This window comes from Paracoccus subflavus, from assembly GCF_004310345.1.
In the GTDB taxonomy this organism is placed as follows: domain Bacteria; phylum Pseudomonadota; class Alphaproteobacteria; order Rhodobacterales; family Rhodobacteraceae; genus Paracoccus; species Paracoccus subflavus.
The window spans coordinates 97,959-117,823 of sequence record NZ_SISK01000005.1 but is presented as its reverse complement, the minus strand read 5'-3'; the positions used below and the strand labels follow the sequence as shown (position 1 = coordinate 117,823).

Sequence of the window (19,865 nt, the reverse complement as noted above, 5' to 3'; positions counted from 1 at the left end):
GCGATGTTCTACCGCCTGTCGGGCACCTATCACACCAGCTACGCGGCCGACCGCAAGCTGTGGAAGATCCCCGCCGACCGCTGGATGGTGATCCTTCTGCTGATCCTTGCGGTGCTGGCGCCGCTCTATGTCTCGCCGCTGTATCTGGGCAGCTATGTGCTGCCCTGGGTGATCTGGTCGGCGGCGGCGCTGTCGCTGACGCTGCTGATGGGCCTGGCGGGGCAGTTGCATTTCGGCTTTGCCGCGGTGATGGCGATCGGGGCCTATGCCTCGATCCACCTGGTCCGGTTCGGCGTTCCGTTCGAACTGGCGCTGCTGCTGTCGGGGTTGATCGCCGCGGCCATCGGCACCGTATTCGGCGGCGCCGCGCTGCGGGTCAAGGGGCTGTATCTGGTCATGGCCACGCTGGCCATGCAGTATCTGGTGGACTGGGTGGTGGTGAACGTGCCGGCCATTTCCGGCGGGGCACATGCCACCCTGCGCACGCCCGAGGTCAGCTTTCTGTTCGTTCCGGTCGAAAGCCTTGCCGCGCGCTACTGGCTGGCGCTGGGATGGGCGGTCGTGCTGACGGTGTTCTTCATGAACGTCAAGCGCACCTCGTTCGGACGCGCCCTTGTGGCGATCCGCGACAAGGACTTCGCCGCCGCCGTGATCGGGGTCGATCCGTTCCGCACCAAGCTGATGGCCTTTGCCACGTCGTCCTTCATGGGCGGCGTGACGGGGGCGATCCTGGCCTATTGCTTCTATCGCGCGGTGACGCCCGAACAGTTCGGCTTCAACGTCTCGATCCAGTTGGTTGCGATGGTGCTGGTGGGGGGCCTTGGCTCGGTCATCGGGTCGTGGCTGGGTGCGGGCTTCGTGCTGCTGATGCCGATCTTCCTGACCAATGTCGTGTCGGGTCTGGCAGCCGGGGGCTGGGTGCCGGTCAGCCAGAACTTTTTGTCGCACCTGCCGCTGATGATCTATGGTGCGATGATCATCGGCTTTCTGCTGCTGGAGCCGCTGGGCCTGGCCAAGATCTATGACAATATCCGCAAGTATTTCCTGGTCTGGCCGTTCCGCCACGCCAGAAGCTGAAACCCCTGGGAGGGGGACCACAGAATGGGAGGAAAAAACATGACCTGGATGCGCAAGCTTGCCTTGACGACGGCCCTGGTGGCCGGGCTGTCCGCCCCCGTAGCGGCCGAGGACATCAAGTTCGGCCTGCTGCAGGATTTCACGGCGGTCTATACCTTCGTGACGGGGCAGTACAATCAGGGCCAGCAGGATTACCTGGCGCTGCTGAACGCCGAGGGCGGCATCGACGGCAATACCGTCACCGCCATCGTCCGCGACACCGGCAACCAGCCGCAGCGCGGCATCGAAGCCTATAACCGCGCCAAGGAAGAAGGCGCGATCCTGTTCGACTTTCTGTCCACACCGGTTTCCGCCGCCGTGCTGGACCAGATCCAGGCCGACAAGAACATCCTGATCACCCCCGCCCATGGCCGGGGCGACGCGTCGGACGGCACGGTCTTTCCCTATGTCTTTCCGATGATGCCGACCTACTGGGCGCAGGCCGCGACGCTAATCGACCACATGAAATCGACCGACGGGCTGGACGGCAAGAAGATCGCCTTTGTCCATATCGACAGCCCCTTTGGCCGCGAGCCGCTGCCGATCCTCGAGGCCCTGGCCGCCGAGGAAGGATTTGAATACCAGGCCTTTCCCTATGCCAGCCCCGGCAACGAACAGTCCGCCGCCTGGTCCGAGGTGCGCCGCTATCGCCCCGACTACGTGATGATCTGGGGCGCGGGCGGTGGCCAGGCCGTGTCGGTCAGGACCGCCATCCAGAACGGCGTGCGTCCCGAACAGATCCATTCGGTGATCTGGCTGGCCGAAACCGACGCCGCGAATGTCGGCCCGGCGATGAAGGGGGTCAAGCGGTTCGAGGCCACGGCCTCGGGCACCGAACACCCGATCCTGCAGCGCATCCAGCAGCAGGTGATCGACGCGGGCAAGGGCTCGGGCGATCAGGCCAATGTCGGCAACAGCTATTACAACCTGGGCGTCGCCACCATGGCCATCGCCGCCGAGGCCGCGCGCCTGGGCCTGGAGGGCGGCCAGCCGCTGACCGGCGAAACGCTGAAGGCCGGGTTCGAGAAGATCGCGGGCTATGACGCCGAGGGCCTGCTGCCTGCCGTCACCTATACCGCCGAGGACCACCAGGGCGGCGGCGCCGGCCGGGTATCCGAATGGGACGGCGAAAAGTGGGTGCCGGTCAGCGACTGGACGGTCGCCTATCCGGACCTGATCCGCCGGGTGATCGAGGAATCGGCCACCAAGTACAAGGAAGGCAACTGAGCCATGCCCGCGCTGGTCCTGGAAAACGTCGAAGTCATCTATGACAAGGTCTTTCTGGCCATCAAGGGCGTCTCGCTGGAGGTTGGCGAGGGCGAGATGGTCGCGCTTCTGGGATCGAACGGCGCGGGCAAGTCCACGACGCTGAAATCCATCTCGGGGCTTCTGGGCCCCGAGCGCGGGCTGGTCACGCGCGGCGAGATCCGTTTCGGCGACCGGTCCATCCTGAACCTGGGCGCCCCGGAACGGGTCGCGGGGGGCCTGGTACACGTGCTGGAAGGTCGGCGCATCTTCGGCCACCTGACGCCCGACGAAAACCTGGTCGCCGCCTATCGCGGGCGCAGCATCGCGCGGTTCAACCAATTGCGCGAACAGGTCTATGCCTATTTCCCGCGATTGAAGGAACGGATCAAGTCCAAGGCGGGCTATCTGTCGGGGGGCGAACAGCAGATGCTGGCCATCGGCCGGGCGCTGATGACCGAACCCCGGCTGATCATGCTGGACGAACCCTCGCTGGGCCTGTCGCCGCTGCTGGTGCAGGAGATCTTTGGCATCATCGGCACCATCAACGCCGAACAGGGCATGTCGGTGCTGCTGGTCGAACAGAACGCGGCGGCCACCCTGGACATCGTCAGCCGCGCCTATCTGATCGAACAGGGTCAGGTCGTCATGTCCGGCGCGGCCGAGGTGCTGAAATCGAATCCCGATGTGCAGGATTTCTATCTGGGCGGGGCGGAACATACCGATTACCGCAACGTCAAACATTATCGCCGGCGCAAGCGCTGGCTGGCCTGAGGAAAGCCCATGATGACTGATACCGACCAGGACCGCGACGCGCGCGCGGCGGGCCAGCTTGACCGCCTGAACGCGCAACTGGCGCGGATGCGCGCGACGCAGCCCCTGTGGGCCGACCTGCCTGCGACGCCGCTGGAAAGCCTGGCCGACCTGGCCCGCCTGCCGGTGCTGCGCAAGTCCGACCTGACGCAGATGCAGGCCGGGAACGCGCCCTTTGGCGGGCTGACCGGCGGTCCGGTCGCGGGGTTGCGGCGCCTGTTCGTCTCGCCCGGCCCGATCTTCGATCCCGAAGGGCGCGGACACGACTGGTGGGGATCGGCGGCGGCGCTGCGCGCGGCCGGGGTACATCCGGGCGATGTGATCCTGAACACATTCTCCTATCACCTGACCCCCGCCGCCTTCATCTTCGAGGCCGGAGCCGAGGCCCTGGGCTGTCCGGTGATCCCCGCCGGGCCGGGCAATACCGCCGATCAGATGGTTGCCATCACCCAGTACCGCCCGCGCGTCTATGTGGGTGTGCCGGATTTCCTCAAGATCATCCTGGACAAGGCTGACGAGGCTGGCGTGGACCGTTCCTGCCTGCAGGTCGGCATGGTCACGGGCGCGGCCCTGCCCGACAGCCTGCGCGCCGAACTGGCCGCGCGCGGGGTGGCCGTGCGCCAATGCTATGGCACCGCCGACCTGGGAATCGTTGCCTATGAGGACGGCGGGCCGGGCATGATGCTGAACGACGGCGTGATCGTCGAAATCGTCCGGCCCGGAACGGGCGATCCCGTTCCCGACGGAGAGGTGGGCGAGATCGTCGTGACCCGGCTGAGCGCCGAATACCCGCTGCTGCGCTTTGCCACCGGCGACATGTCGGCAACCGTCGGGACGGGCCGCATCAAGGGCTGGATGGGCCGGGCGGACCAGGCGGCCAAGGTCAAGGGCATGTTCGTACGCCCCGAACAGGTGGCCGCCATCGGCCGCGCCGTGCCCGGCTGCCAGCGGCTGCGGCTGGAAATCAGCCGCAGCGGCGAACAGGACCGGATGCATCTTCTGGCCGAACATCCCGACCCCAGTGCCGCCGCCGCGCTGGCCGACAAGCTGGCCGAGATCACGCGGCTGAAAGGATCGGTCGAGGTGGTGGCGCCCGGCAGCCTGCCCAACGACGGTCGCGTCATCGCCGATCTGCGCTGATCATTCGGCGATCATTCGGCGGCGGGGGCTCCATCGGCCAGACGCGCGCGATCCCGGACCCGGATCATGCCGCGTCCCAGTTCGATGATGCCCTGGTCGCGCAGCCGGCCCAGCATCGGGTTGACCGTCTGGCGCGAGCAACCGATCACGATGCCCAGTTGCGACTGGCTGATGCGGATCGCGTCGGTTCCGTTGTCGGTCAGATTGTGCAGATGCAGGCGCAGGCGCTGTTCGGCATTGTAATAATGATCGGCGGCCTTGTTGCGGCTTTCACGCACCATCCGGCTATACAGCGCGTCGCACAGGTTGCGGACCAGCAGGCGGGGCGGAATAAAGGTATGCAGAACCGGCGTGGGGCAGAACAGCACCGTCGTATCCGGCGCCGTGACGCAACTGCACGCACAGGGCCGGCCCGACAGCGCCTCGACATCGCCCAGCATCTCGCCCGGAAGCGCGGTGTGGACGATCACCGGATTACCCGAGGCATCGACGTAATCCACCTCGACCTGGCCCACGACCACCAGAAAGCTGCCGGGGGTCAGTTCGCCCTGCCGCAGGATCGGGGTCGGGGACTTGTAGGCCCGCACGGCGCAGGCCGAGAAGAAGGCCCGCTTGTCGTCGCGCGACAGGCCGTTCAGAAGCGGGGCATCGAACAAAGGGGCATATTCGCAAGGGTCGGTCATCGCGATATCCGCCGACTGTCGATGGCGGTCAGTAAAGCAGGAAACGAGCCAACAGGAAAGTGAAAATGGCTACCCCGACCCCGCGGCGGGGCACCGCATCAGGGGGATGCGACGGGATAGCCGAAACTCACACATGACCCAAGCTGCGCACCACGACTGCGCAAAACCAGCATAAGCCCATGCCGCAAGCCGAACTGTCGGCAAGACGACATTTGGGCCGGGCGAAAAAAGAAAAATGCCTGATATCCGGCTGCCGGGTTCTCAGGCGATCAGGATTGCCCTGAAATCGTTCACATTGGTCAGGGTGGGACCGGTCACGACCTGCGCGCCGATTCGTCCGAACAGATCGTGTGATCCGTTCGTGGCCAAGGCGCTACGGGCCGCGGCGGGCGTGGCGCGGGCCAGCGTGTCGGGGCCGATCACCGCCCCCGCGACCTCGGCCGCGCCGTCGATACCGTCGGTGTCGCAGGCCAGGGCATGGATCCGGTCCGCCCCCTTCAGCCCCAAAGCCAAGGCCAGGGCATATTCGGCATTCGGCCCGCCGATCCCGTCGCCTTGACGGGTCACGGTCAACTCGCCCCCCGACAGGATCACCAGCGGCGGATCGCCGGGACGCCGCGCGGCCTGCCGGTCCAATGCCAGCCGGGCATGATCGGCGGCGACCTCGCGGGCCTCGCCTTCCAGCGCGTCCCCCAGGATCTCAACGGCGCAGCCCCAGGACCGTGCCAGATCCGCTGCGGCGGCCAGCGACTGCGCCGGGGCGGCCATGATGCGGTTTTCCGTCTGCGACAGGCGCGGATCGCCCGGCGCGATCACCCCGCTGCCCCCTTGCAACGCGCAGAGGGCGCTGGTGGGCACAGCGATTCCCCATCGGTCCAGAATCGCCCGCGCATCGGCGGGGGTCGATCCGTCGCCCACGGTCGGACCGGACCCGATAAAGGCCGGATCGTCGCCCGGCACGTCGGAAATCATCAGGCACAGCATCCGCGCGGGCCAGGCCGTCCCGGCCAGTTGCCCGCCCTTTACGCGGCTCAGGTGCTTGCGCACCGTGTTCATCGCCCCGATCGGCGCGCCAGAGGCCAGAAGCGCCGCGTTCACCGCCTGCTTGTCCGCCAGCGTCATGCCAGCCGCGGGGGCACAGAGCAGCGCCGAAGCCCCGCCCGAGATCAGGGCCAGCACGAAATCCCCGGATCCCAGACCGGCCAGCAGGTCCAGCATCCGCGCCGTTGCCTCGACCCCGGCGCGGTCGGGCACCGGATGGGCGGCCTCGACGATCTCGATGCCCGGGCACGGGCGGGCGTGGCCGTATCGCGTGATCACCAGCCCCTCGCAGGGGCCCCAGGCGGCAAGGACGGCCTCGGCCATGCGGGCGCTGGCCTTGCCCGCGCCGACCACCACCACCCGCCCCGCCGGACGCGGCGGCAGATGCGCGGCCAGCGACCGCATCGGATCGGCTGCCTCGACCGCGCGGTCGAACAGGCGGCGCAGAAAGGCCGGGGCATCGCGGCACGGATCGGGGGGAACATCGGTCATCACGCCACGCTGCCCTGCCGGCCCGGCCCGGTCAATGCCGGATCAGCGCCGCTGGCCAAGCCCGCCGCCCGACTGCCTGCGGCGGGCCGTCTCGGCATGGGCCTCGGCCTCGGCCAGATCGCGGGCGGCCTTGCGGACATAGCACAGATGGGCATGGGCCGCATCGCGCGCCCTGTCGGCCTCGCCGTCCAGAATGGCCGCCGCGATGGCACGGTGCTGGTCCCGGAGGCGTTCGCGCATCTGCGGCAGGGCGAACATGCGCGACCGGTTGGCCGCGACATTGCTGCGCAGCGTGCCCGACAGGGCGCGCATGATCTGCAACAGCACCAGGTTGTGGCTGGCCTCATAGATGACCTGGTGCAGAGCGGCGTCGGCCTCGGCCTCGGCCTTGGGACGGGCTTCGGCGTGGGCATCCTCGATCCGGTCCATCGCCGCGCGGATGGCGTCCCGGTCCAGCCCGGTGGCACGGTCCGCGGCCAGGGCGGCCGCGTGGCTTTCGACGACATCGCGGAAATCGAAGTAATCGTCCTCGATCTCGGGGTGGTCGGACAGCAGCGCCAAAAGCGGGTCCGCAATCGCAGTCTGCCCCAGCGGAGCGACCCGCAGGCCACGGCCCTTTTCCCCGACCAGAAGCCCCCGGTCCTGCAACAGCTTCAGCCCGTGGCGCAGGGTCGGCCGCGATACGTTCAGCCGCTGCGCCAGGTCGCGTTCGGGCAACAGCCCCTCGGCCGGGGCCAGCGATCCTTCCAGGATCAGGGTTTCGATGTGCCGCGCCACGGCCTCGGCGGTGCGTTCGGGGCGGATGGGGGTGTCGCTCATGGACCATGGCCTTTATCGTCGCACCCACCTCATCGCAATTGACAGATTTGGTCAAATCATTTTACCAGATAGATGGGAACAGGAGGATCAGGCCATGTCCATCGCCATGCCGGCGCCCGATTCGCGTGTGATCGCACAGGGCGGCCGGATCGTCGCGGCCCTGCGTGCCGTTCTGCCCGCCGACGCGGTGATCGACGATCCCCAGGAAACCCGCGCCTATGAATGCGACGCGCTGACGGCCTATCGCTGCCCGCCGCTGGCCGTGGTCCTGCCCCGCACCACGGCCGAAGTGGCGGCGGTCATGCGCGTTTGCAGCGACCTGGGCGTGCCGGTGGTGCCGCGCGGCGCGGGCACATCGCTGGCAGGGGGCGCCCTGCCCACGGCCGATTGCGTGATCCTGGGCACCATGCGGCTGAATGCCATGCTGGAAATCGACACGGCGAACCGATTCGTCCGCGTGCAGACGGGGGTGACCAACCTGTCGGTCAGCGCCGAACTGGAACCGCTGGGCTTTTTCTATGCGCCCGACCCGTCGTCGCAACTGGCCTGCACCATCGCGGGCAACATCGCGATGAATTCGGGCGGCGCGCATTGCCTGAAATACGGCGTCACCACCAACAACCTGCTGGGCGCGACCGTCGTGCTGACCACGGGCGAGATATTGGACCTGGGCGGGCCGGAACTGGGACCGGCGGGGCTGGACCTGCTGGGCGTGCTGTGCGGATCCGAAGGGCAGCTTGGCGTCGTGACCGAGGCCACGCTGCGCATCCTGCCCCGGCCCGAGGGCGCGCGCCCGGTGCTGATCGGCTTCGACAGCCCCGAGGTCGCGGGCGAATGCGTGGCCAATATCATCCGGTCCGGCGTGCTGCCGGTCGCCATCGAATACATGGACGAGCCCTGCCTGCGCGCGGTCGAGGCCTTTGCCAAGGCCGGATACCCCGACTGCCCCGCCGTCCTGATCGTCGAGGTCGAGGGGTCGAAGGCCGAGATCGACGACCAGATCGCCCGGATCCGCGAAATCGCCGCCGCGCTGAACCCCGTCGAATTCCGCGAAAGCCGCAATGCCGACGAGGCATTGGCAATCTGGAAGGGCCGCAAGTCGGCCTTTGGCGCGATGGGACGGCTGGGCGACTACATCTGCCTGGACGGCACGGTGCCGGTGGGCCAACTGCCCTATACCCTGCGCCGCATCGGCGAACTGTCGCGCCAGCATGGGCTGGAGGTCGCGAACGTCTTTCACGCGGGCGACGGCAACATGCATCCGCTGATCCTGTTCGATGCCAACAAGCCCGGCGATCTGGCCCGGGCCGAGGCGTTCGGCGCCGACATCCTGCGCGTCTGCGTCGAGGTCGGCGGCTGCCTGACTGGCGAACATGGCGTCGGTGTGGAAAAACGCGACCTGATGTCCGACCAGTACGATCCCGACGACCTGACGATCCAGATGCAGGTCAAGGACGTGTTCGACCCCGCCTGGCTTTTGAACCCGGCCAAGGTCTTTCCCTTGGAGGCCAGCGCCGCCCACCGTGCCCGCACCGTTTCCATGGCGGCCGCCGAATGACCGTCGCCCTTGATCTGGCCCCCGCGACCGAGGCCGAAGCCGCCGAAATCCTGGCCGAATGCCAGGCGCGCGGCAGGCCGCTGCGCATCGCGGGCGGCGGCACGCGGGTCGAAAACCGCAGCCTTGGGGACCCGTTGTCGCTGGCCCGCCTGTCGGGCGTCGTCACCTATTCCCCCGCGGAAATGACCCTGATCGCCCGCCCCGGAACGCCCCTGCCCGATATCCGGGCGATGCTGGCGGCCGAAGGCCAGGCCCTGGCGTTCGAGCCGCCCGACATGCGCGCCATCCTGGGCCAGAACGGCACGCCCACGCTGGGCGGCATGGTCGCCGCCAACGCCAGCGGTCCGCGCCGGATGTTGGTCGGGGCCTGCCGCGATCACCTGCTGGGGGTGCGTTTTGTCGACGGGCAGGGCCGCGTCATGAAGAACGGCGGACGGGTGATGAAGAACGTCACCGGCCTCGATCTGTCCAAGCTGCTGGCCGGCTCCTATGGCACCCTGGCCGTCCTGACCGAGGTGGTGCTCAAGACCCTGCCCCTGGCCCCCGCCCGCACCACGCTGGCCTTTCCCGGCGTGACCGAGGAAACCGCCCTGCGCATCTTCACCGCCGCCCTGTCCACCCCCTTCGAGGTTTCGGGCGCGGCCCATGTCGGCGGCACGGTCTTTCTGCGGGTCGAGGGGCTGGAGCGCCAGCTTGTCTATCGTCGCGACCGGCTGCTGGCGCTGCTGGCCGCATGGCATCCCGAGGTGATCGAGGACGCCGCCTGGGACGCGATCCGCGACGTGGCGCATTTCGCGGGCGGCGATCCGCTGTGGCGGATCCTGTGCAAACCCACCGACGCGCCGGGCATCTGCGCGGGGCTGCGGGCGATGGGCGGGGATTGTTCGCTGGATTGGGGCGGCGGGCTGATCTGGTATCGCGGCCCCGGCAATCCGCGCGGGCTTGCCCGCCATGCAACCCTGATCCGCCGCGCGGGCGCCGATGGCCCGGCCTTTCCGCCGCTGGACGGGCCGGTCGCCCGCCTGCAGGACGGGCTGCGCCGCAGCTTTGATCCGGCAGGCATCCTGAACCCCGGCCTGATGGCCCCGACCCGATGAACGGCTGACATGCAGACAACCTTTACCGCCCAGCAGCTTGCCGATCCGCTGACCGCGCGATCCAACGAGATCCTGCGCACCTGCGTCCATTGCGGTTTCTGCACCGCCACCTGCCCGACCTACAAGGTGCTGGGCGACGAACTGGACAGCCCGCGCGGGCGGATCTACCTGATCAAGGACATGCTGGAAAATTCCCGCGTGCCGGACGAAAAGACGGTCAAGCACATCGACCGGTGCCTGTCCTGCCTGTCCTGCATGACCACCTGCCCGTCGGGCGTCCATTACATGCATCTGGTCGATCACGCCCGCGAATATATCGAGGAAAACTATCGCCGCCCCCTGCCCGACCGCGCCCTGCGCTGGGTGCTGGCAAAGGTCCTGCCCTATCCGGGCCGCTTCCGGCTGGCGCTGCTGGGGGCGAAACTGGGCCGCCCGTTCCGCCGCCTGATCCCCGATGCGCGTCTGCGCGCGATGCTGGACATGACGCCGCGCGACATTCCGACGCCCAGCCTGAACGACAGCCCGCAGGTCTTTGCGGCCCAGGGTATCCGCCGCAAGCGGGTCGCCCTGCTGGTGGGCTGCGCGCAGCGGGCGCTGAACACCGACATCAACGACGCCACCATCCGCCTGCTGCGCCGCCACGGCTGCGAGGTGGTGATCCCGCGCGGCATGGGCTGCTGCGGCGCGCTGACCCACCACATGGGCCGGACGGACGAAAGCCACGGCTTCGCCGCCGCCAACATCCGCGCGGTGGCCGCCGAAATCGACGGCGAGGGGCTGGACGCCCTGGTCATCAACACGTCGGGCTGCGGCACCACCGTCAAGGATTACGGCCACATGTTCGCGGGCGATCCGCTGGAAGCGGACGCCGCCCGCGTGGCCGCGCTGGCAAAGGACATCACCGAGGTGATGGCGGATCTGGGCCTGACCGACCCGACCCATGCCGCCCCTTTGCGCGTCGGCTATCACGCGGCCTGCTCGCTGCAGCACGGCCAGCAGATCAAGGCCACGCCCAAGGAATTGCTCGCCAGTGCCGGGTTCACGGTGCTGGAACCGAAGGACAGCCATATCTGCTGCGGATCGGCTGGCACCTACAACTTGATGCAGCCTGCCATCAGCGCCGAGCTCAAGGCCCGCAAGGTCGCCACGCTGGAGGCCACCAGCCCCCAGGTCATCAGCGCCGGCAATATCGGCTGCATGATGCAGATCGGATCCGGAACCGGCGTTCCGGTCGTCCATACCGCCGAACTGCTCGACTGGGCCACCGGCGGGCCCCGCCCGCGGGCCCTGCGCGCCGTGGCCTGAACTGCCGCCGCGACACGCCGAGGTTGCATAACGCCCTGTTAAAAAAAGCCTTAATATTTCAGTTGTTTTCGTTCATAGTGCCGCCATCGCCCGCTGCCAGGCATAGGCCGGGCCTTTCCCGGCCTCAGGCGATCTGTGGCATTATGTGTATGGAGGTTTACGTGAGAACGATCATTCAGGCCGCAACCGTGGCCCTTTTCGCGACGCTGGGGGCGGGCACGTCTGCCAGCGCCGCGACCGTGGCCAGCGTTGACGTGCCGTTTCTCCAGTTCGGGGGAATCATCTACGAAATCGAGCAGGCCGGCAGCTATACGCTGGATTTTTCGGGAACCGGGTCGATTCAGGGGTTCCCGGAATATCTCGGGTTTGCCGCCTATATCTATGCCGAAGTGGATGGCGGGCTGGACGAACTGATCGAAACCCTTGCGGGCGGCATCGGCCTCAGCGCCTTCGACGGCACGTCGGTCGATCTGGGCTTTCTGGCCAGCGGTGTCGATTTCGCGGCCGGACTCGCATCCCTGGGCAACGTCCGGATGAGCCTGAACCGGGTCGATGACGCTCCCGCGCCCATTCCGCTGCCCGCCACGCTGCCGCTGCTGGCCGCGGCGATCGGGGCGGCCGGTCTGGTGGGACGCCGCCGGAACGGCTGACACGACACGGGACGCGGGCGGGGTTCAGCCCCCACCCCGGCTCCCCTATCCGGCGATGATGACGGCCTTGCGGACCAGTTCCGGGTCAGCAGATGCCTGCGCGGCGACCGGGGGCCTGCCCGACCTGCGCCGATCCGGGGCAACAATGCGACGCTCCGGTCGTCGCGATGGTACAAAAGCCGCAGCTTACAGCCCCAGACCAACCGGCTCACCGCCTGTGCGTTTCGCGACCAGCGGCATTTCCCGGACGACAGCCCGCCCCTGCAGGGACGGGCCGGCGCCAAGCCGGATCCTAGACAGGGTCCAGTTGCCGGCGCGCGTCGAAACGGTCTGCGTTCATCACCTTGGACCACGCCTTGCCGAAGTCCTGCACGAACTTGGTCTTGCAATCGTCCTGGGCATAGACCTCGGCGATGGCGCGCAATTGCGAATTGGACCCAAAGATCAGGTCCACCCGCGTCGCGGTCCAGCGCGGCGCGCCGGTTCTGCGGTCGGTGCCGTCGAACACCATCTGGTCGTCGTCCCGCGCCTTCCAGACCGTGTCCATCGCCAGCAGGTTGACAAAGAAATCGTTTGTCAACTGGCCGGGCCGGTTGGTCAGCACACCGTGATCGGTGTGGTCCCAGTTGGCATCCAGGGCGCGCATCCCACCGACCAGCACGGTCATTTCCGGCGCCGTCAGGGTCAGCAGTTGCGCCCGGTCGATCAGCAGTTCTTCGGCCGGGACGTTGAACTTCTGCCGTTGATAGTTGCGGAATCCGTCGGCCAACGGCTCCATCCAGTCGAAGCTTTCCACATCGGTCTGGTCCGGCGTGGCGTCGCCCCGTCCGGGGATGAAGTCCAGCTTCAGGTCATGGCCCGCAGCCCTGGCCGCGGCCTCGACCGCGGCGTCGCCGCCCAGAACGATCAGGTCGGCCAGGGACACCTTTTTCGCGCCCTTGGCGTCGAAACCGACCTTGATGCCCTCCAGCACTTCCAGAACCTTGGCCAGCTGCCGGGGCTGGTTCGCCTCCCAATCCTTTTGCGGTGCCAGCCGGATGCGCGCGCCGTTGGCGCCGCCGCGATAGTCCGACCCCCGAAAGGTCGAGGCCGAGGCCCAGGCCGTCGCCACCAGTTCCGGACCGGTCAGGCCCGAGGCGAGGATCTGCCGTTTCAGGTCTGCCACATCCGCCGCGTCGATCAGCGGGTGATCGGGGGCCGGGACCGGATCCTGCCAGATCAGATCCTCGGACGGCACCTCGGGGCCTTCGTACAGTACCTTTGGTCCCATGTCGCGGTGGGTCAGCTTGAACCAGGCGCGGGCAAAGGCGTCGGCGAACTGGTCGGGATCGTTCAGGAAGCGCAGCGAGATCTCGCGATAGATCGGATCGACGCGCAGCGACAGGTCGGTGGTCAGCATCCCCGGCGCGATGCGCTTGTCGGGGTCATGCGCGTCCGGCACCGTGCCCGCGCCCGCGCCGTCCCTGGGCTGCCACTGCCAGGCACCGGCGGGGGATTTCGTCAATTCCCATTCGTATTCGAATAGGTTCTTGAAATAGCCCATGCTCCATTCGGTCGGCCTTTGGGTCCAGACCACCTCCAGCCCGGATGAAATCGCGTCGGCGCCGTGGCCCTTGCCATGCTTGCTGGTCCAACCGAGACCCTGCAATTCGATGGCCGACCCTTCGGGATCGACATCGACATGGCTGGCCTCGCCGGCACCGTGGCATTTGCCGAAGGTGTGGCCGCCGGCGATCAGGGCCACGGTTTCCTCGTCGTTCATGGCCATGCGCTTGAAGGTGTCGCGGATGTCGCGCGCGGCGGCCAGGGGATCGGGCCTGCCGTCAGGACCTTCGGGGTTCACATAGATCAGGCCCATCTGCACGGCGGCCAGCGGGCTGGCCAGTTCGCGGTCCCCCGAATAGCGGCTGTTTTCCTTGTCGCTGGTGGCCAGCCATTCGGTTTCGGACCCCCAATAGATATCCTCGGCCGGTTCCCAGACGTCAGGGCGTCCGCCGCCAAAGCCAAAGGTCTTGAAGCCCATGGATTCCAGCGCGACATTGCCCGTCAGGATCAGCAGGTCCGCCCAGGACAAGCTGTTTCCGTATTTGCGCTTGACCGGCCACAGCAGGCGCCGGGCCTTGTCCAGGTTCACGTTGTCGGGCCAGGAATTCAGCGGCGCAAAGCGCTGCGCCCCCGACCGCGCGCCCCCGCGCCCGTCGGCGGTGCGATAGGTTCCGGCGCTGTGCCAGGCCATGCGCACGAACAGCGGCCCGTAATGGCCCCAGTCGGCGGGCCACCAGTCCTGGCTGTCGGTCATCAGCGCCCGCAGGTCGGCCTTGACGGCTTCCAGATCCAGCTTGCGGAACGCCTCGGCATAGTTGAAATCCCCGCCCAGCGGGTTCGACTGTTCATTGTTCTGGTGCAGGATCTTCAGGTTCAGTTGTTCGGGCCACCATTCGCGGTTCGACCGTGCCTTGGCCCGCGTGTTGCGGTTGCCGGCGTGCTGGATGGGGCACATCGCGCCTGCGCTGGGGGTCTTGTCGTCCATGTCATGTCTCCTTGATCCGCGGTGACGGCCGGGCCTTTGGGGGGTGCGGCAAGGACCGGCCGATATGGCGGCGCATGGTAAGGGCTGCGGCCGAAAGAACAAGCGGGCGCTGAGGGGCAGCCCGCAAGGATGCGTCATTCGGCCGCGGCAATACTTTTGGTGGAAGTCGCTAAAACATTCCGCAACCCGCAGTTGTCAAGACGGGGTGGCCTGTCATAGCGTGCGGCACGCCCCCTTCCACCCAGTTCTTCCCGGTTTCCGCTGTCAGGACGCACCATGACGACTTCGACCTATGCCATGCTCTATCTGGGCAATCTGCCCGTCATCGATTTGAACGAAAACAACCGTATCGCCGACAATCCCGGCAAGGTGATGGACGGCAGGGTCTTTGGTTCATCAGCAGACCCCCTGTTCGCCGGCAGCGTGCGGGTAACGCTGAACGACGCGGGCAGCGACGGCATGGTGGCCTTTGACCATCACGGACTGCGCACCGACACGGTTTCCTATCAGGTGGGCGGCACCGATCACACGCAGATGCCCGATACCGGCTTCATCTTGAAGAACGCCACCGTTGTCCAGTCCCTTGGGGGCGGCGCCACGCGGGTTCTGACGAACGTTCCGCTGCGGATGTTCCAGACGACGAATGGCGATACCTTTGTGATGCCGCCCTCGGCCAGCGGGCAAATGGCGGGCGAGGCGGACCTGGCCAGCTATCCGATCCTCAGCGTTTCGGTGCCCCTGCGTGCCAAGTTCAGTACCGGACCCGTGGACGGGCTGGACGCGCAGCGCGACGTCTTGCCGTTTCGGGACGGTTATGTGGACGGAACCGACGGAAACGACCTGATCGGCGAGGGCTATGTGGACGCGACCCGGGACCGGGTGGATGCCGGCGATGCCGTTCTGCCCGGCCAGACGGGCCATCAGGACGTGATCCGGGCGGGCGCGGGCAACGACACGGTCCACGGCGGCGCGGGCGCGGACAGCCTGTCGGGGGATACCGGCGACGATCTTCTGTATGGCCATGGCGCCGCCGTCCTCGACGATGGCGCCAGCGACACCCTGTCGGGCGGGGCAGGAAATGACAGTCTTTACGGCGGCGGCGGTAACGACAGCCTCGCGGGCGACGACGGCAACGATCTGCTGGTGGGCGGCCAGGGGTCCGACACGCTGACCGGCGGACAGGGTTTCGACCGCTTTCTTGTCACCAGCGGCGATACGGTCACCGATTTCGGCACCGCCGCGGGCGCGGTTCTGAATGACGGCAACCAGACCAACAATGATGTCCTGGACCTGTCGGCCCATTACAACCCCAGCAATCTGGCGATCATCAATGCCGCGCGGACCGCATCGGGCCAGACACCCTATGAAAATCCGCTGGCCTGGCTGCGCGAGGATCAGGCCGATGGGGTGCTGGGCGACATCAGCCCCGCCAACGGCTTTGACCGCAGCTTCACCCTGTCGATCCGCAGCAACGGCAGCGCCGTGGCACCGCAGGATCTGACGAACGACAACACCAATGTCGTCTGCTTCGCTTCCGACGCGATGATCCTGACGGCGGACGGGCCGGTGGCGGCGGGCCAACTGGCGCCCGGCACGATGGTGGTCACGCGCGACGCCGGCATCCGGCCCGTCCGCTGGATCGGAAGCTGCCGGCTGGGGACCGCCGATCTGGCCGCCGCCCCGCATCTGCGCCCGATCCGAATCCGCCAGGGCGCCTTGGGCCGGGACGTGCCGTCGGCCGATCTGGTGGTTTCGCCCCAGCACCGCCTTCTGGTCCGGTCGGGGATCGCCCGCACCATGTTCGGCACAGACGAGGTTCTGGTGGCGGCACGCCAACTGCTGGCCGTCCAGGGGATCGAGGTGGCCGACGATCTGGACAGTATCGTTTATGTCCATTTCCTGCTGGACAGCCACCAGATCGTAATCGCCAACGGGGCCGAGACCGAATCCCTCTATGCGGGGGCCGAGGCGCTCAGGGCCGTGGGTGCCGACGCGTGCCAGGAAATCTGGGCGCTGTTTCCCGAATTGCGCGACAACCGCCAGCCGCCCAGCGCCCGCCATCTGGTGCCGGGCCGGCAGGCGCGCGAACTGGCCCTGCGTCATTGCCGCGACCGCCAGCCCCTGGTCGCCTGACGCCCCGGTGCCTGCCCTGCCGATGCAAAGGCGACGGCTGCGGGTTCCAGCCCTTTGGAAAAAATTAATCCTCCGTCCGGCAGGGCGGACGGGCAACCATTTCCCGCTTCGAACGGTTCTGCCCTGAACGCGCCCGAGGCCCCCGGCGCGGAACGGGTTTCATCATGACAACACAGCAAATGCTTGCCTTTGCCATCATCGGCGTGATGATGGTCCTGTTCATCTGGGGCAGGCTTCGATACGACGTGGTGGCGATGCTGGCCCTGCTGGCATCGCTGCTGGCGGGCACCGTATCGCCCGACGATGCCTTTACCGGCTTCAGCGACAACATCGTCATCATCGTCGGCAGCGCCCTGGTGGTCAGCGCGGCCATGTCCCGATCGGGCCTGATCGAGGCGCTTCTGCGCTGGCTGGTTCGCAAGCTGACCACCATGCGGGTGCAGCTTCTGGTGCTGGTCGGGTCGGTGACGCTGATGTCGGCGCTGATCAAGAACATCGGCGCCCTGGCCATGATGATGCCCGCCGCCCTGAAGATGGCGCGCAAGTCGGGGCAGTCGCCATCGCTCTATCTGATGCCCATGGCCTTCGGCTCGCTGCTGGGCGGGCTGATCACGCTGGTGGGCACATCGCCCAACATCATCGTGTCGGGGGTGCGCGAACAGTTGACCGGCCAGCCCTTCGGCATGTTCGATTTCGCCCCGGTGGGGCTGGGCCTGTCGCTGGTGGGGATGGTGTTTCTCATGTTCGCCTGGCGGCTGCTGCCGGCCGATCGCCGCGCCACCGCGTCGCTGGGCGAGGCAGTGAACATCAGCGACTACAATTCCGAGGCGACGGTCCCCGAAGGGGCCAAGGCCGCAGGCATGACCATCGGCGGGCTGATCGGTCTGACCGACGGTGAAATCACCGTGACGGGCATGATCCGCGACGGCGAACGGCGCAAGGTTGTGCTGTTCGACACGACGATCAAGGAAAACGACATTCTGCTGCTGCGGGGCGAACCCGATGCGCTGGAACGGGCGGTGACAAGCGGCGGCCTGGTGCTGGCCGGGCACGACACCGCCGAAAAGCTGGAACTGCCGCAAAGCAAGGTGGGCGTGATCGAGGCGGTGACGACCGCCAATTCGACCCTGATCGGGCAAAGCGCGGGGGGAATGCAGCTTTTCGACCAGCAGGGGGTCAGCCTGCTGGCCGTGTCGCGGTCGGGCCACCGCATGACCGAACGGCTGAGCAAGACCGCGCTTCAGGCGGGCGATGTGCTGCTGTTGCAGGGTCCGGTGGATATGCTGCCCGAACGGATCCGCGGGCTGGGCCTGCTGCCCCTGGCCGAACGCAGCCTGCAGATCGGCAGCGTGCGCAAGGAACTGATGCCGATCCTGATCCTAGGAGCGGCCATGGCGCTGACGGCCATGGGCATCGTGCCGGTTGCCATCGCCTTTTTCGGCGCGGCGGTGCTGATGATCCTGACCGGGGCGATCAGCCCGGAACGCGCCTATGAGGCGATCGAATGGCCGCTGCTGGTCATGCTGGGCGCCCTGATCCCGGTCAGCGAGGCATTGCAAAAGACCGGAGGCACCGACCTGATCAGCGTCTGGCTGTCAGATATCGCGACCGGATTGCCGGTCTGGGGGGCGGTGGCGCTGATCATGGTGGCGGCGATGGCGGTCACGCCGTTTCTGAACAACGCCGCGACCGTTCTGGTGATGGCACCCATCGCCGCGACCTTTGCCGACAGCCTGGGATATGCGCCCGAGGCGTTCCTGATGGCGGTCGCGGTGGGCGCGGGATGCGATTTCTTGACCCCCATCGGGCATCAGTGCAACACGCTGGTCATGGGACCGGGCGGATACAGGTTCAGCGACTATCCCCGGCTGGGTCTGCCCCTGTCGATCCTGGTGGTGACGACAGGGGTGCCCCTTATCCTGGCGGTGTGGCCGGTCTGATCAGCGAACGGGCTGTTCCAGCGGTCGCCGCGCCTCGCGCTTGGCAAAGCGCAGGACGACATAGCCGGCCGTGCCCGCCGTCAGCGACCCCATCAGGATGCCGATCTTGGCCTCGTCCTGAAGCAGCGGCTCGGTGAAGGCCAGGATCGAGATGAACAGGCTCATGGTAAAACCGATGCCGCACAGAAGCGCGGTTCCCAGCATCTGCAGCCAGCTTGCGCCCGGCGGCAGGTCGGCCAGATTCAGCCGCACCAGGACCACCACCGCGCCAAAGATTCCGATCAGCTTGCCCAGGAACAGGCCCGCCGCCACCCCCATGGTGACCGGGGCAAAGAACGCCTCGGAGCCCAGGCCCAGAAAGCTCACCCCGGCATTGGCAAAGCCGAAGATGGGGATGATGACGAACGACACCGGCGCGATCAGCATGTGTTCCAGCCGGTGCAGCGGGCTTTCCGCGCCTCGCGCCTCGGGGGTGGCGGGGGTGCGCTTGAGCGGAACGGTCAGCGCCAGCAGCACACCCGCGATGGTGGCATGGATGCCCGACCGCCAGACAAAGAACCACAGCACGATGCCCAGAGCGATGTAGGGCCAAAGCTGGCGCACGCCGCCCTTGTTCAGGCCAAACAGCGCGGCCACGATCGCGGCGGCGACCGCAAGATCGACGGTGGACACATCCGCCGTATAGAACAACCCGATCACGATCACCGCGCCCATGTCGTCAAGAATCGCCAGCGCCGCCAGAAAGACCTTGAGCGAGGTCGGCACCCGCGGGCCCAGCAGCGACAGTACGCCCAGCGCGAAGGCGATGTCGGTGGCCGCCGGGATGGCCCAGCCGTGTTCGGCCCCGGTGCCAGAGGTGAAGGCCAGATAGAACAGCGCCGGAACGGTCATCCCGGCTGCTGCCGCGACACCCGGCAGGATGCGGCGGGGCCAGGACGACAGGTGGCCGTCCACCAGTTCGCGCTTGATCTCGAGCCCCACCATCAGAAAGAACGCCGCCATCAGCGCGTCGTTGATCCAGTGGCTCAGCGACATCGGTCCGATATAGGCGTGAAGCGCGGCGAAATAGGCCTCGGACAGCGGCGAATTGGCGACGATCAGCGCCAGGACCGCGGCCAGGATCAGCAGCAGCCCCCCCGCCGAGCCGTTGTCCAGAAACTTGCGGATGGTGTTCTGTATGCGCCCCGCCATGAAGCCCCCCTTTGCCAGAAACGGTTTCTTACCCAGTCTCCGTAATCAGGGATGGTCCCTGGGCGCACGCAGCACACGCCGTTCCGGCCATATTATTCAACGACCGGGGGCG

General features: G+C 67.1%; 15 protein-coding genes. 10 read left to right on the top strand and 5 right to left on the bottom strand.

Annotation, left to right across the window (positions count from 1 at the left end; genetic code table 11):
- The first annotated feature begins 3 nt into the window (after window positions 1–3).
- The 4 genes from EYE42_RS08510 to EYE42_RS08495 are packed head-to-tail and all read left to right on the top strand — an operon-like array spanning window position 4 to window position 4,314.
- Window positions 4–1,077, top strand: a complete 1,074-nt coding sequence (locus tag EYE42_RS08510) for a branched-chain amino acid ABC transporter permease (protein WP_130990892.1) — start codon at window positions 4–6, stop codon at window positions 1,075–1,077.
- A 39-nt stretch (window positions 1,078–1,116) separates the two neighbouring features.
- Window positions 1,117–2,343, top strand: a complete 1,227-nt coding sequence (locus EYE42_RS08505; protein WP_130990891.1) for an ABC transporter substrate-binding protein — start codon at window positions 1,117–1,119, stop codon at window positions 2,341–2,343.
- 3 nt (window positions 2,344–2,346) lie between these two features.
- Window positions 2,347–3,135 (top strand): ABC transporter ATP-binding protein, encoded by a 789-nt coding sequence (locus EYE42_RS08500; protein ID WP_130990890.1) that lies wholly within the window; start codon window positions 2,347–2,349, stop codon window positions 3,133–3,135.
- Between the two features lie 9 nt (window positions 3,136–3,144).
- Window positions 3,145–4,314 (top strand): phenylacetate--CoA ligase family protein, encoded by a 1,170-nt coding sequence (locus tag EYE42_RS08495; protein ID WP_130990889.1) that lies wholly within the window; start codon window positions 3,145–3,147, stop codon window positions 4,312–4,314.
- An 11-nt stretch (window positions 4,315–4,325) separates the two neighbouring features.
- Here the strand turns inward: EYE42_RS08495 and EYE42_RS08490 are convergent, their stop codons facing one another.
- From EYE42_RS08490 to EYE42_RS08480, 3 genes are all read right to left on the bottom strand, one after another.
- A complete protein-coding gene (locus tag EYE42_RS08490) occupies window positions 4,326–4,997 on the bottom strand; it encodes a Crp/Fnr family transcriptional regulator (RefSeq protein ID WP_130990888.1) in 672 nt (223 codons plus the stop codon).
- A 261-nt stretch (window positions 4,998–5,258) separates the two neighbouring features.
- Entirely contained in the window at window positions 5,259–6,530 is a 1,272-nt protein-coding gene (locus EYE42_RS08485; RefSeq protein WP_130990887.1) for a glycerate kinase type-2 family protein, read from the bottom strand.
- A gap of 42 nt (window positions 6,531–6,572) precedes the next feature.
- Window positions 6,573–7,349 (bottom strand): FCD domain-containing protein, encoded by a 777-nt coding sequence (locus tag EYE42_RS08480; protein WP_130990886.1) that lies wholly within the window; start codon window positions 7,347–7,349, stop codon window positions 6,573–6,575.
- Between the two features lie 100 nt (window positions 7,350–7,449).
- Here EYE42_RS08480 and EYE42_RS08475 point away from each other — a divergent pair, with 100 nt between their 5' ends.
- From EYE42_RS08475 to EYE42_RS08460, 4 genes are all read left to right on the top strand, one after another.
- On the top strand, window positions 7,450–8,907 hold the full coding sequence (locus tag EYE42_RS08475; protein ID WP_211657914.1) for an FAD-linked oxidase C-terminal domain-containing protein: 1,458 nt from the start codon (window positions 7,450–7,452) through the stop codon (window positions 8,905–8,907).
- Window positions 8,904–10,004: an FAD-binding protein gene (locus EYE42_RS08470; protein ID WP_425466560.1), complete on the top strand. Its 1,101-nt coding sequence runs from the start codon at window positions 8,904–8,906 to the stop codon at window positions 10,002–10,004. Before EYE42_RS08475 ends, EYE42_RS08470 begins: the two co-directional genes overlap by 4 nt.
- 9 nt (window positions 10,005–10,013) lie before the next feature.
- Window positions 10,014–11,309: a glycolate oxidase subunit GlcF gene (gene glcF, locus EYE42_RS08465; protein WP_130990884.1), complete on the top strand. Its 1,296-nt coding sequence runs from the start codon at window positions 10,014–10,016 to the stop codon at window positions 11,307–11,309.
- Window positions 11,310–11,470: 161 nt separating this feature from the next.
- On the top strand, window positions 11,471–11,959 hold the full coding sequence (locus EYE42_RS08460; protein ID WP_130990883.1) for a hypothetical protein: 489 nt from the start codon (window positions 11,471–11,473) through the stop codon (window positions 11,957–11,959).
- Window positions 11,960–12,251: 292 nt separating this feature from the next.
- On the opposite strand, the gene katG is transcribed toward EYE42_RS08460, so the two are convergent.
- Complete coding sequence (katG, locus tag EYE42_RS08455; RefSeq protein ID WP_130990882.1) at window positions 12,252–14,489, bottom strand: catalase/peroxidase HPI; 2,238 nt, start codon at window positions 14,487–14,489, stop codon at window positions 12,252–12,254.
- 276 nt (window positions 14,490–14,765) lie between these two features.
- Here katG and EYE42_RS16490 point away from each other — a divergent pair, with 276 nt between their 5' ends.
- On the top strand, window positions 14,766–16,622 hold the full coding sequence (locus tag EYE42_RS16490; protein WP_130990881.1) for a Hint domain-containing protein: 1,857 nt from the start codon (window positions 14,766–14,768) through the stop codon (window positions 16,620–16,622).
- Window positions 16,623–16,786: 164 nt separating this feature from the next.
- Entirely contained in the window at window positions 16,787–18,562 is a 1,776-nt protein-coding gene (locus tag EYE42_RS08445) for an SLC13 family permease (protein ID WP_130990880.1), read from the top strand.
- On the opposite strand, the gene nhaA is transcribed toward EYE42_RS08445, so the two are convergent.
- A complete protein-coding gene (gene nhaA / locus EYE42_RS08440) occupies window positions 18,563–19,753 on the bottom strand; it encodes a Na+/H+ antiporter NhaA (RefSeq protein WP_130990879.1) in 1,191 nt (396 codons plus the stop codon). It lies immediately after the preceding gene.
- Between the last annotated feature and the right edge of the window lie 112 nt (window positions 19,754–19,865).